The organism is Paenibacillus sp. YAE3 (genome assembly GCF_057546105.1).
In genome coordinates, this window is sequence record NZ_BAAIYF010000002.1 from 328,732 (window position 1) to 342,208 (window position 13,477).

Sequence of the window (13,477 nt, forward strand, 5' to 3'; positions counted from 1 at the left end):
CCTTTATCAGTCCTAGCATATACTTTAATCATGACAATAGCTGTCCAGTTTAAACAAAATGCCACCCGGAGGAGAGGGATCATGTCCAAAACCAAGCTGCTGTTCGATCTCATCATGTACGTCAATTCCAAACGCCATTTTACGGCCCAGGACGTCGCCCATGAATTCGGGGTATCCGTCCGGACGGCTCATCGTTATTTGATGGAAATCAGCGAATTGGGCGTTCCCGTCTATACCGAGCAGGGCCGAAACGGCGGGTACCGGACGTTGAACAACCGGATGCTGCCGCCGGTATCGTTTGACGAAAACGAAGCGCTCGCCATTTTTTTCGCGTTCCGCTCACTCAGGCATTACGATTCGCTGCCCTTTGATGCCGACATCGACTCCGCATCGAGAAAATTGTTTGCTCTCCTGCCGGCGGACGTGAAACCGAAAATCAACCGGCTAGAACATGTGCTGTCTTTCTGGAATCCGAAACGAAGCGTCAAAGCCCCTTATTTGAAGGAACTCATCGAAGCCGCCGTGGAGCGCCGAATCGTCTGCATGACGTACCGTTCCAAATCGGGAGCCCGAACAAGGAATGCCGTGCCGGTCGGCGTATACGCCAATGACGGATTATGGTATATGCCCGCCTGCGACGTGGACAAAGGCAACGTGCGCCTGTTTCGCGTAGACCGGATCCAATCGCTTCAGATCTCGGATGAAACCTATGAAGTGCATACCGAACTTATGGAATGGCTTGAAAATTATACGGTATCTTCCCCTGTCCGACTGGTGGTCGAACTGACCGAAGAGGGCATGCGGCAATGCCAAAGCTACCCCTGGTGCGATCCGGTCCCACTTGGGGAAGGGATTGGGAACAGGGCGGCCGGCAAAATCGATACGGTCATTGACCGCGGCGACGTCGGGTATACGGCCGCATTTTTCGCCGGATTGGGAAAGGAAGCCAGAGTGCTGGAACCGCAGGAAGTCATCGACTTGATCCGGACGCATGCTGAAACGCTGCTGCATCAATATTCGCAAGTTTAGGCGTGGCAGAACGAAAAAAAGCGGCCGATCCCTAAAGACCGGCCGCTTCGCCCTTGCCTATGCTCCTATGTTCATCCGAAATTCCATACGATTTTTAAATATTTCCGGAACAGCTCGTCCAGCATCAGGGTAGGATCTTCAAGCTCGGAATGCGCGGACCGCGCAAAAGCCGTCAAATGTTCGATCTCCTTTTCGATGAACTCATGGATGACCTCCACCCGATGATCGAGGTCCAATTCCTCGCCGGCGATTTTCCGCTTCAGCAAATCTTCGATGGCCGCCTTCAGCTCCGGCTCCGTAACCAAATCGCCGACCAGGTCCTGAAACAAAATCGGCGGGTTCGCGTTGTATTTTTCAACCCATTTGCAGGCTAGAATCGGCCTGAGTACATAAAAATACTTTTTGATTTTCACCTGCTCCCCCTGCAAATAGCCCCGAAAATTTCCCGTCGCCATATGCAAATAATGATGCACGGAAGCCCTTGGAGAAAACACCCGGTCTCTTAACGCAAGCATGTCTTCCTTAAAACCGTAGGCTTCGTAATACCGGATATCCGAACCGAGCCACTCCAGCAGCGGCGGGTTCGATTTCCGAAACAGTTTCAGCGCTTTCCGGATATCCCAGCCGTTGATGTCCAGCTGCTCGTTGATCGGCACCTCGATGACGTCCCGTTTCTCGTCGATGGACAAATACCATTCCGGCCGATGGATATAGACGAATCGCACGTCGTAGTCGCTATCCCGGGACGGAAAGCCCCAAGCCCGGCTTCCCGATTCGACCGCAAACAAAATCTTGACCTGATGCTCCCGTTCGATTTCATGAATTTTATCCACGATGACTTCTTTCAATCGTTTTCTCTCCTATTCTGTAAAGAGCTGCGTCCCCGGCCCCTTTGCCAGGGAGTTTAGGGAATCACTTTCCGTTTTCTTTTGGCCGTTTGTCCCTTCTGATTTGGTCCGTTTACCGCTTCCCGGATTGTTTCGATGACCCGCGACTGCTCTTTTACAATGCTCTGCAGCCGCTTCATCTCCAACCGGTTTATCCATCATCGTATTCGTCCATCCCGTTAGGTATGCCCGACATTAATGAATGCAAAGCATCGGCTAATGCCGACGACGAGTCCGATTCGAGCCATTCATCCGGGATGAGCAAAGCTTGGCGGGGATGGGCCTGCACATAACTGTAGAGGATCTGGGCTTCGTCGATCTCGTCTTTGCCGACTTCCGATGCAAACGCCCACTCCTTTTGCTTGAAATAAGCCTGGACCAGTACGTTGGCTTCTTTTTCCAGCCGCTGCGCCTCCTTTTCGGTTCCGATGGAAAACACCCGGCTAAAGAGAACGGTATGCCTTTTGACGAGAAAAAGCTTGATCGCGTTTTGGTCCACAGGTTCGTAAAGAAGCACATTGGGGTTGTTTCCGGCAAAGCCGATGATTTTCTCTTTCCGCTCCAAAAATCGGATCGCCTTCAGCACGTCCCTATATCGGGCAGCCGCTTCAAAATCAAAGCGTTCGGCTGCCGCCGCCATTTCCCGCTCCACCTCATCGCAAAGGCTCCGGTCGGTGCCTTTAAGCATCCCGATAAACCGGTCCATCCTTTCCTGGTATTCCGCCAACTTCGGACCGCCCAGGCACATGCCCAGGCACAGACCGATGTCGTGGTTCAAACAGGGCGCGTTTGCCGCTGCCGCGGGACTGCAGGCGATTCTAAAGGATTCCAAAATCGTTTGCACCGCTTTTTGGACCGCAAGTTCGCTTGCCGGATAAGGGCCGAACACTTCGTCTCCCGGAGCCGCCATTGGCTGGCGGGTCGTCTCGAAATGGCGCAGCCCCGCCGATGCCGGGATGACGATATATGCGTACGAAGCAGGGTTTTTCATTTTCCGGTTGTACATCGGCTTGAATTTGTGAATCAGGCTGCATTCCAGCAGCAAAGCTTCGAATTCGGTATCCGTCCGGATGATCTCCAAATCCTGTACATGCTGGACGAGCCTTTTGATTTTGGGCGCATGGGACTTGGAGCGATGGAAATACGAACTCACCCTGTTTTTTAAATGCTTGGACTTTCCGACATATAAAATGCCGCCGCTGGCATCTTTCATGATATATACGCCGGGCGCGTCGGGAAGACGCCGGAGCTTGTCTGTCAACACGGAGCCGGCCGTTTTTCCGGGATCGGTTTCGGTTGGGTGACCGGCAAGACCGTTTATGCGTTTTCCGCTCATGTTGCTCCCCTTTCCCCCGCGGGCCTTAATATTCGATGGCATCCATCAGGCCAAGATTCAGGTTCGATTCCCTCAACAATTCCATGAAGGAATCCGCGACGTAATAAACAAAATCCGGATCATGCACGTAGCTGATGACTTGCCCATAGGTTCCCTGCTCGGACGGATCGAGGTCAAGCATCAAATAAACGGAGCCCCCGGCCATCGTCGCAAACGGCAGCCATTTCTCATGAAATAAAAAAGGTTTGATCTCCGGATCCAGCTTTCGGACCTCCTCTTCGGAATAATGCTCTGCCAGCAATTCGTCCCGTTCGCAAAAATAGCTTGTGGTCTCTTCGATTTCGTCCAAGGACATCAAATAAAACGGCATGCCCTCATCCGATTCGCCATCTCCCGGGTACAAAACGTGAAACGCATACCCGCTGCCGTCCTTCCGGCGATAAAAAGCGCGGAAATCCTCGGGCAGCAGCCCGAATTTTGCCTCGAACGCAGCCAATTGTTGTTCATCCGCTCCGGGGCGTTGCTGATAGCTTGCATACAGCTCCTGAATGTCGGCGTCGACGGCTTTTTCCTTTAGCAAAACATCGAGCTCGGCCATGAGGGGATCCAACTGTTCCGATATATACTCGCGGTAACCCCAGAACGCTTCTTCTTCGCCGCCGTTCTCCAGCAAAATCATGACCGCGTAAGAGATGAGATCCAGCCACCGTTCCATCCGGGCGACCTGCTCGTCCGCAATCAGGCCGTTGCGGCGCAAAACTCCGTCCGGCTCCACCGCCCATGCCCGGGCCAAATGGGTGATGCTCCACAAGCAGGCGATGAGCTCCCGGTTTAACGCCGGCTTGCCAAGCTCTCCGGAAAGCGCGCGCACAACAGCCATGAGTTCATGGAAATAGCTCTCCTGCAGTTCCCCGCTGAACGGCCTCAAACTTCCGAGAAAACCGTACGTCATTTTATGGTGCCGCACATTTTCATGGGCAAAAGCATGGCATTGTAATAACTGCATAGCAGATGAAGCGTCCATATGGATTTCCCCCTATTGATTTCCATGTTTCAATATTTTCTTCCTTATTTTCACATTTTTATTGACCCTATGACTCGCATTTAGTATGATATATACAAATCTTGTAATTATTAGGAGGTGAAGTCGAAATAGACGAAGTCATCGAAATCGATGAGATGGACCTTGACGTGGTCACGAAAATGCTGAAAATGACTTACTCCTTCGAATTATGGGACAAGCTATTGGAATTATCGGATTCGCTTTACAAGCGGGTTCAAAGCCTCTATGAAAATCAACAAGGTACCTCTGACCAATTTTTGAAGCCTTCCCGCCATCTGGTCTATTACTATGGATATAGTCTACTCATGAAAGGCCTGGCTTACAAGGAGCTCGAGCATTACGGCGAAGCTTTGCGATGCATCGACCAGTATGCCGATTTAAGCTGGTTCCAGCCTTTGGACGAGGAAGCGCTGCAGGAAATTCGCTACTACAAGTTCATCTCCGAGCCGAACAGGCTGGAAGTGCTGCTGCTTTCAGGCGAAAGCGACATCCTCCCGCACTACGTTGAATTTCTGCTTCGCAACCCCAAGGAAGTGCTGCCCGGACTGATGTCGATCCTGAAGACGGCCAACAAATTCAGTCTCAATATCGATTATGTACTTACGTTGTTCTCCGGGCAAATCTCGGACCTGCTTCACAGCAGCTCGCAAGGCGTGATCGACACCGCATACCTCCATAACTTCCTGCTCGGGATCATCAAGTACAAAATCGCCCACGCCGATTACAACGCCGCAATCGATTACACGTTAAGGCTGCTTACCTCTACCGATAAGACGGAAAACGACAAGTATTACAAGCAGGCCATTGTTTATTTTGAGTCCCTTCGACCATTTGCAAGTCCGGAACAAGTCGACACATTTCATTTGCATATTGCCAATATTATGGAAAGGGTTGTGATTTGAATGAAAAAGCTTATCCTGTCCGCCATTCTTGTATTGTCCGTCATCAGCGTCGTTCCGGTTTCGGCCGCTCCCGGCACAGGCATCGTCACTCCGCTGGATCACGGCGCAGAACATTGATGCACCAACCAACCTAGATCGATGCACTATGAAAAATCATCTGCAGACAAGATCTCTGCAGATGATTTTTTTCGTTCGTTAAGCCACCGCATACTGGATAATGATCGCTAGCTCCACCGTCTTCTGGGCCAACTCTTTGACGCCTCCCTCGGAATCGATCGCATGGATGTTTAATTGATCGCTGTCATCCAAGGTAACAAGAATCAACCGCCCATTTTGATAGGTTGAAACAAGCTGTCCATGCAGGTTGGAACGAAGCGGGAGTTTTTTCAGCAATTGTTGCGTTTTGACGTCATACAGCTCGCCCCGAAGTCCCGTATCGTCATCTTCTTCAACCGACATCACCTTATTGCCGCCGTCCAGAAAAAACAAGCTGCGGTCGGATGCGGCCACATGTTTTGCGTTGGCTTCGATCCGGCTGGAAGAATCGTTCCAAACCATAAAACTCAACACGATGGCCGGAATCATAAATACCAGATTAAATAGCGAGATGGCTCGCTTCACCCGGGCCCCCTCCTTTGCTGCTTTTGGTATCTAAAAACGCAAAAAGGCAGATATCCTGCCTTCATGCGAAAAACTTTATCCAAACTTTCCCCTCAATCAAAAAGCCAATGTTGCCGCCGGTTGCCTTGCAAAAGCAAATGCCGCCCTTGGCATGATGAAGCACGGTATCCGCCGTGTCGGTGTCAAAACCGTTTGGAGTGAGAGAAGAAACACGGGTTAATGTATGCTTTTGGGCGAAGAAGCCAAATAAACATAGTCGGGTTCCCCCCGCTGCTGGGGAATCTGCAGTGCTTCGACGTCATGGAAAAATCGCTTCAAATATTCAGCGAATTCAGGCGACGCCCCGGCGCTCCAATAGGATACGGCGCCATGCGGACGAAGCAGCCGGATGGCCGCCTTTATGCCTTGCTCCGAATAAAGTCCCGTATTTAACGCCGACACGGTCCAATCCGGTCCGTTATCAATGTCGAGGCAAATGGCATCGTAGGAAGCATCGGTTTCATTCATCCATTTTACCAGGTCGGTATGAATCACATTCGTGCGCGGGTCATCCAGCGCGTGGCCGGAATACGGAGCCAAATGCTTCCGGTTCCAACGAATGATCGCTTCCTCAATCTCGACGACATCCACCTGCTCCACTCTCGAATCCGATAAAGCTTCTTCCAGCGAAAACCCGACCCCCAACCCGCCGATCAGCACTTTGCGCGGATATGGGCATTGGCGGAGCGCGCTGCTCACCAGCAGCCTTTCCGACTCTCCGTTGTACGTGGCCATCAGGAAAGTGCCGTTGTAGATGATCTCAAAGTGATTTTCCCTTTTCTGAAGCTGGATATCTCCCCGATCCGTGTGACTGCGTTCTATGATTTCCGGTGCGTAATTCATGATACCTACCTCCTGCCCTAGAAAATGTTCATCAACTCTGCCATTCTCCATTATAACCCTACAGGGACACAGGAAGTCCAATCCAAAGCTTAATAAAACCGTTCACTTCGCTTATAAAAGATAAAGAGGCGCATCTGCTGCAACAATGTTAAACGCCCGATTTGCCTTGGGTATCCAGCCGCTTTGCCAGCTCCGCCAAGTCCTGCCCTTTTAAAGCGCCTTCCACCAATTGCGGCAGCATCGCAGGCGTACAAGCAAAACAAGGCGTCCCGTCCTTGGACAACACCCGCGCAAGCCGTTCGTCGTAAAACGGTTTGCCTTCATCGGACAAAGCGAGGAGGCCGAGCGTTTTGACCCCGGCTTCCCTCATCTCCCGCATGCGGCGGATGAGCCTGGACTGGTTGCCGCCTTCATAAAGGTCGGAAATGAGGATGAACAGCGTTTTTTTCGGTTCCTTGATGAACTGCTCGCAGTATGCCACGGATTTGTCGATATTCGTGCCGCCGCCAAGCTGAATGCCGAACAGCATATCCACCGGATCGTTGGCGCATTGCTCGGTCAGGTCGACGACCTCCGTGTCAAACACGACGACGCGGGTATCCAGCGCAGGAATGCTGGCAAAAATAGAGCCGATCACCGACGCCCAGATCACCGATTCGGCCATCGAACCGCTTTGGTCGATGTCGACGATAACCGTCCATTCCTTGCTTCGTTTCGCCCGGTCAAAATAATAAAACTTTTCGGGTATGATCCGTTTGCGCTCGACGTCATAATGCTTCAGGTTCCGCTGGATCGTCCGTTTCCAGTCGATCCCGCTAAGGGACGGCAGCGGTGTATGCCGCCTCCGGTTCAGCGCGCCGGTGACCGCCCTTTGAAGCTCATGGCTCATGCGTTTCACCAGTTCGTCCACCACCGCCTGCACAAGCATGCGGGCGGTATCTTTGGTCTGCTCCGGAATTTTCCCTTTCAGCGAAAGCAGCGTTCCGACGAGCTGGATGTCCGGCTTGACGCTGGCCAGCACCTCCGGCTCGAACAAAAGCTGCTTCCAACCTTTGCGCTCCATGGCATCGTTTTGAATGACGGACACGACGTCCTCCGGAAAAAACGTGCGCACGTCCCCCAGCCATTGCGCCATCCGGGGAGCGGATTTCCCCCTTCCCGCGCCGCGGGCGCCAGACCCGGCACCCGGCGGGCCTTCTCCTCCATCTTCCGTCCGGTCATAAATGGCCGCCAGCGCCCGATCCATGATCAGCTCGTCGCTGCTCAGCTCCAACATGCCGTTTTGGCCATACCGGCTAAGTTCCTCTTCGGCGGCTTCGCCCAGAATAAGCCGCCAACGGGATAACGGCTGACGATTTACGGTGTCGGCCATGGCCTAAAAATCCTCGAAATCAAAATCGTTAATTTCATCCAGCATCCGGGCTTCTTCCTCCTTAAGATCGTCCATGACGATTTCCGCCGCCTGCTCCGGCTCGACGCCCCACAACTCTCCGAGCAGTTCGGCAACCATTGTTTTTTCTTTCGGGCTGAAGGCGCTGAAGGCGCGGCGCAAAAATACGAGCGCACGCTTGAACTCCTCATCCTCCAGCGTGGAAATGTATTCGTCAAGCTGCTGCCATAAGCTCATGCGCGACAGCAGCGCGTAACGATTGCGCAGCGCTAACCCTTCGAACCATCCCGCGCCCAGTTCGGCGGGGATTCCCGGCGACAGCCGCCGCGACACCTCCGCGGCGCACTGCTCCGCCGAAAGCTCGCCCCGCTCCAGCAGCATGGCGCAGGCCAGTCCCGAGAGCAGGGGATTGGCGTCGTCCCGGTCGGACAGTCTGGCCAGCTCCCGAACCCAAAGCTCGTCATCGACCTCGCCGCTATGTTCCGAAGCGATGTGATTCATTTCGTTCATCGCGGCGGCCATCGGCTTGGCTGCTTCGTCATTGCACTGGCTTGCCTCGTATAAATACAGGCAAGCGCGAAGGAACAGCTGCTGAAGCAGCGGGACGAGCGGGGCCGTATCGATTCTGCGCACGCCGCCAAAACGGACGAGCTGCGACATCTTTCTCGCCGCCTCCGCGATTTCGGCGACGTTCTGGTTCTGCACGGCCAGCTTTTGAAGCGCCGACCGGCCCGCTTCCATCTGGTGGATCATGCCGCATTCATACGCCGCCGCGATGAGCTCGGATGCCTCCTTGATCGTGGAACAGGATTCCAGCCTCTGCTGCAGAACAAATGCCGCGGCGGTTTCCACGGTTTCGCCCAGCAAATTCGATTCCACCACTTCGATTTCCACTTCGGGCGACCACTGAACGATCCAATGCTCCGCCCAGGCCGCCTGTTCCCCGCCCCTGGCTTTGGCCTTCACAAAATGGATGCCGAGCAGGGATAACCGGTGGAACCAAAATGATCGGTTCAAGTCGAGAAACGCCGCATCCTTTGAAGACACTCTCCGGTTTTCCCGCAGATCCAAAGAAAGGTCGGCGGCAACCGCCGTTTTGTACTTCTCCAGCTTGAGCCGTTTGAGCTGCCGGTTCATGTCTTCCTGAATCGGCGTTTGGCTGACGCCCTCGGCCAATGATCCGATCGCCGTGCCTACCTCCGCTTTCGCAAGCGATTCGGCGACCACGGATAACTCCCCCCGGCCCAGCAGCGTTTTGGCGGCATCCCTCAGGTCCATGAGCGTCGGGGCGAGACCGTCATGAAGGGCCGCCAAAGATTCCGCAAACCTGACCGCTTCGATCACCTCGGCCGTCGAACGGTGCGTGCCCGCTGCTCTCAAATCGGCGGCGACGGATGCCAGATAACGATGCGGCAGCTCCTGGAGCGTTCCGCGCCGCATATGCTCCCACATCATCTCGAAATAGTACGGAGCGACGTTTCCTGCCCCATAACCCGTCAACGACGACAGCTTCAAATACGAGTACGGCATTAGCGTCAGCTTCGTTCTGCGCGAAGGGAGGAGCTTCATCTCTTCATCGCTCATCGCATTGGCAAGGTCGCCGAGGGCGGAAGCATGGTAAGCCCCGCAAACGACGACAATCCGGTCGGGGCTGTGCCCGGCCGCGATGGCATCCGCGATCTGCCGGCACATATAGGCTTCGCGAATCGCGTTATAAGCGTATTCCCCCCGCCGGGACGTTTGCTCCGACTCCTCCGTCAGCTCGCGCATGCGTTCGGAATAAGCCAATATCGTTTGGCGGTACGCGTCAGGGCTTAAGTTATGTTCAAAATTTCGCTCCCAGTACGTGTCAAAATCAGGCTCCCCTGATATTTTCGCGATTCGCTCATATAGAGACGATGCCGTCGTTTCGTTTCCTTCATCCGCTCCGGACCGTCCATCTTCTGGCCCTTCGGCGCCTCGGCCGGCGGTTTCTGCCGGAGCCGGCAAGTCGGAATTTTCTTCTTCCCGTAAGCCGGCAGGACTTGCCGCAGCCGAACCGCGGATATCCTCCAGTCCGATCACGGAGGACGATGGCAAGTCGATGAACGCGCAGTACGCCCCATGTTTCCGTGCCCACAGCATCGCTTGATATTCCGGCGAATATGCCGCAAACGGCCATAGAGCGGTACGGACCGGAAGCTCCTCGGTAAAGGCCAGCATCGCGACGGGCGGTTTCGTCGATGCGTTCGTCAAATGCGCGATTTCGGCAGTGGCGTCCGAGGGGCCTTCGATCAACACTGCCGTCGGCTGTGCCTGATCGAGAAAGTCGGCGACATGATAAGCGCCGGCCGGCGACAGGTGCCGGACGCCGAAAATGTGCACGCCAGCGCCGCGGGCCGTCTTCATGAATTCATCTCCTTGCAGGCGGCATAAAGGCCTCTCCAGCTTGCTCCCCGCTTTTTCATCACGTTGTCCAAATATTCCTTCCAGACGAGACGGTCTTTGTCGTCGTCTTTAACGATCGCGCCCTGCAAGCCCGCAGCCAGATCCTCGTCCGTGATGTCGCCGCTTCCGAAGCTGGCTGCCAGCGCCATGCTGTTGGTGAGGAGCGAAATGGCCTCAGCCGTCGAGATCACCCCGGCCGGGGATTTGACCTTTTCTTTTTTGTCGAGCGTCATGCCGCTGCGCAGCTCCCGGAAGATCGTCACGACCTTGAGCAGCGCCTCGTCCGCCGGAACTGCCGCCTGGAGGTCGTAGGAGGCGGCAATTTCGGAAACGCGTTTTTTCACGATTTCCATCTCCGTTTCCAGATCCGCCGGCGCCGGCAAAACGATCATATTAAACCGCCGCTTCAGCGCCGTCGACATTTCGTTGACGCCGCGGTCGCGGGTGTTCGCCGTCGCGATGACGCTGAATCCTTTGCGCGCGTTCAGCTCCTTGCCGAGTTCGGGGATCGATATCGTTTTTTCCGACAAGATGGAAATCAAGGCATCCTGAACCTCGGACGCGCAGCGGGATATCTCCTCAAAACGTGCGATCCCGCCTTCCTCCATCGCCCGCATGATCGGGCTTTTCACCAGCGCTTCGGGCGTAGGCCCCTGGGCGATGAGCATGGCGTAGTTCCAGGAATAACGGACCTGCTCCTCCGTCGTTCCCGCCGTCCCCTGCACCACCAAACCCGAGTTGCCGTAAATGGCGGCGGCCAGGTTTTCGGACAGCCACGATTTGGCGGTCCCCGGTTCGCCGATCAGCAGCAGCGCCCGGTCCGTGACCAGCGTCGCAATGGCCATTTCGACGATGCGCGGGTTTCCGATGTATTTGGGCGTGATGACCTGCTTGCCGGCGGTCCCGCCGACGATAAACTTGAGCACCGACTGCGGAGACATTTGCCACCCCGCCGGAATTTTCCCCTGATCCTCGCGGATCAAAGCCTGCAGCTCATCTTGGTATAAAAGCTCCGCAGGCTTGCGCATGATGTCCTGCATCGTGGATTCGTTACTCATTGCCTATTCGCTCCTTTTATGATCGATTGGATGACTCCATCGTTTTCAAAATGTATTCCAGCTGTTCGGCGCTCGCGGACCCGAATTTAGGCAACGCCGCCCGGATTCGGTCCGCGTACGACGCAGGGAGCCGGCAGAGCTGATCGAAAAGGAACGGCTCGATTTCGCGGCATTCCGTATTCCTGTCGTCTTCAACGGCCCGAACCAGCGCTTCATGAAGCTCTTCTCCCGATACGCCTGCGCGAACAAGCCCCATGACAGCCAAGTTCGCAAACCGGTTGCGGAACTCCGGCGATCGCTTCAGCTTATCGAGCAAATAGGAAGCCGCCTCCGCGTGTCCCGGGCGCGCAAACGCGCTGACCAGCGCGAGGCGGTCGAGGGAGATGAAATGATCGAGCCAGCGCGGATCCCACATGACGGCCATCTCCTCCTGCGGCAGCATCTCCACATGGTAGGTATAGCCCGTTTCGCCGTAGGACCAGCTTTGTTCGATTTCGCGATACCTTCGGATGACTACCATATCTTCGATCGTATCCATCAGTTGTTTGGCAAAGTTAGCGCTCCGGCTCAGGGACGAGGCTTTCGCCCGCTCCTCCAGGATATTCCCGAATGCTTCAAACAACCGTTCCGGAGGCAGCACGGGCAGCGCTTTTTTGAAAATATCGCGGGCAAACGAAGCCGTTTGGGCATGTTTTTTCAAGTCGAGTTCGACCGCCGCCCGGACGAGCTGCCGTCCTTCTTCGGAATGCTCATGCTGTATGTACGCCATCGCTTCGTTAGCCAAAAACGCCCAGCCCAGTTTATACATGTACAGCTTGTAATTCCTCATCACATCCATATAAAGCCGGCCGAGTTCGGGACTTGTTTTTTGATGCAGCGCCCAGAGGTAACGTTTAACCTCGTTCCAGACGTTTGCCATCTCCTCTTGGCTTGCGGCCCCTTCCCTTACCGATGCCACGAGTTCCGACAAATCGCGGACCAGCCAGCCGTTCAGCAGCTCCGACCGGGATTGCATGACGGACGACGAGACCGTCTCGCGGTCTTTTCCCATAAAAGCCTCGTATAAACGTTCGGCCGCACTTTCCCGGTCGGAGGCCGCAAGCGCCTGAAAAGCCGCTTCGCGGATGCTCTTTTTCTTGTCGCGGCTGAAATCCAGCAGCGCCTGCTCATATTCGGGATGGCCCGCCAAAAGCCGGATGGCCGTCGTGCGAACCTCGTCCGAACCTGAGACGGACGCTTCATAAACGACGTCGAGCACGTCTTTCCCGCCGTTTCTGGCGATGACGGTCAGTTTGCGTGCCTCAAGCTTGCCTCCATCAGGCCGGAAGCTTTCGAGCAGATGCGGCACGATGTCCGGACCGTAGGACGGCAAAATGTCGTTCATGGCAAACTCCGCGATCTCCACATAGGGATCGTTCAACGCTTCGATCGCTAGCGGGACCAGGCGAACATCGCGAAACAGCCCTTCGCGGAACGCTTCGACGATGACTTCGTGGCGCCCGCCGCCCCGTGTCGTCAGCGCCGTGCGGACCGCGGAAAGCTTGCGGTAAGAAAGATTCGCCTCCAACCGGACGGGCTGCGTTCGCAGCGGAGCCGTTTCGCCCTCCGCGGCCCCTTTCCCTTGGGTGCGCAGCACCGACTGCAGCAGAAGATTCACGTCCTGCAGCCGGCGGGCCGTATCCGTCCCTGCGCCTTCGTCGATCAAAGCAGCGATGCCTTCGGCCAGCTTTTTAAACACCGGGGCCCGCTCCCCCAGCTGTTCAAAGGACGGCAGCAGCCGTTTCAATCTATAATCACCGGCTGCCAAATCGCTCCCCGCGATATACAGGCGCCGGATTTCTTCATTCAGCTCCATCAGCAATGCTTGGCTCATTTTTTGCAT

Annotated in this window: 11 protein-coding genes; 2 read left to right on the top strand and 9 right to left on the bottom strand. The window is 55.1% G+C overall.

Translation table 11 applies throughout. The features are described from left to right. Positions 1 to 81: 81 nt before the first annotated feature. Positions 82 to 1,029 carry a helix-turn-helix transcriptional regulator gene (locus tag AC27KL_RS04355; protein WP_487168971.1) on the top strand — a complete coding sequence of 316 codons (948 nt, stop codon included), beginning with the start codon at positions 82 to 84 and terminating at the stop codon, positions 1,027 to 1,029. A gap of 71 nt (positions 1,030 to 1,100) precedes the next feature. Here AC27KL_RS04355 and AC27KL_RS04360 read toward each other — a convergent pair whose 3' ends face one another. From AC27KL_RS04360 to AC27KL_RS04370, 3 genes are all read right to left on the bottom strand, one after another. Continuing rightward, complete coding sequence (locus AC27KL_RS04360) at positions 1,101 to 1,877, bottom strand: nucleotidyltransferase domain-containing protein (protein ID WP_339324450.1); 777 nt, start codon at positions 1,875 to 1,877, stop codon at positions 1,101 to 1,103. Between the two features lie 190 nt (positions 1,878 to 2,067). Beyond that, positions 2,068 to 3,252, bottom strand: coding sequence for a GIY-YIG nuclease family protein (locus AC27KL_RS04365; protein WP_487168972.1), 1,185 nt, complete (start codon positions 3,250 to 3,252; stop codon positions 2,068 to 2,070). Positions 3,253 to 3,277: 25 nt separating this feature from the next. After that, a complete protein-coding gene (locus tag AC27KL_RS04370) occupies positions 3,278 to 4,276 on the bottom strand; it encodes an SMI1/KNR4 family protein (RefSeq protein WP_487168973.1) in 999 nt (332 codons plus the stop codon). 167 nt (positions 4,277 to 4,443) lie between these two features. On the opposite strand from AC27KL_RS04370, the gene AC27KL_RS04375 reads away from it, so the two are divergent. Continuing rightward, complete coding sequence (locus AC27KL_RS04375; protein WP_487168974.1) at positions 4,444 to 5,217, top strand: hypothetical protein; 774 nt, start codon at positions 4,444 to 4,446, stop codon at positions 5,215 to 5,217. Between the two features lie 195 nt (positions 5,218 to 5,412). On the opposite strand, the gene AC27KL_RS04380 is transcribed toward AC27KL_RS04375, so the two are convergent. The 6 genes from AC27KL_RS04380 to AC27KL_RS04405 form a co-directional block, all read right to left on the bottom strand. Then, a complete protein-coding gene (locus tag AC27KL_RS04380; protein ID WP_487168975.1) occupies positions 5,413 to 5,838 on the bottom strand; it encodes a hypothetical protein in 426 nt (141 codons plus the stop codon). A gap of 216 nt (positions 5,839 to 6,054) precedes the next feature. Beyond that, positions 6,055 to 6,720 (bottom strand): spermine/spermidine synthase domain-containing protein, encoded by a 666-nt coding sequence (locus tag AC27KL_RS04385; protein ID WP_487168976.1) that lies wholly within the window; start codon positions 6,718 to 6,720, stop codon positions 6,055 to 6,057. Positions 6,721 to 6,868: 148 nt separating this feature from the next. Then, complete coding sequence (locus AC27KL_RS04390; RefSeq protein ID WP_487168977.1) at positions 6,869 to 8,092, bottom strand: VWA domain-containing protein; 1,224 nt, start codon at positions 8,090 to 8,092, stop codon at positions 6,869 to 6,871. A 3-nt stretch (positions 8,093 to 8,095) separates the two neighbouring features. Next, entirely contained in the window at positions 8,096 to 10,498 is a 2,403-nt protein-coding gene (locus AC27KL_RS04395; protein ID WP_487168978.1) for a DUF5682 family protein, read from the bottom strand. After that, positions 10,495 to 11,595, bottom strand: a complete 1,101-nt coding sequence (locus AC27KL_RS04400; RefSeq protein ID WP_487168979.1) for an ATP-binding protein — start codon at positions 11,593 to 11,595, stop codon at positions 10,495 to 10,497. The genes AC27KL_RS04395 and AC27KL_RS04400 overlap by 4 nt, the downstream gene beginning before the upstream one ends. A 16-nt stretch (positions 11,596 to 11,611) precedes the next feature. Next, entirely contained in the window at positions 11,612 to 13,468 is a 1,857-nt protein-coding gene (locus AC27KL_RS04405; RefSeq protein WP_487168980.1) for a HEAT repeat domain-containing protein, read from the bottom strand. Positions 13,469 to 13,477 lie beyond the last annotated feature (9 nt).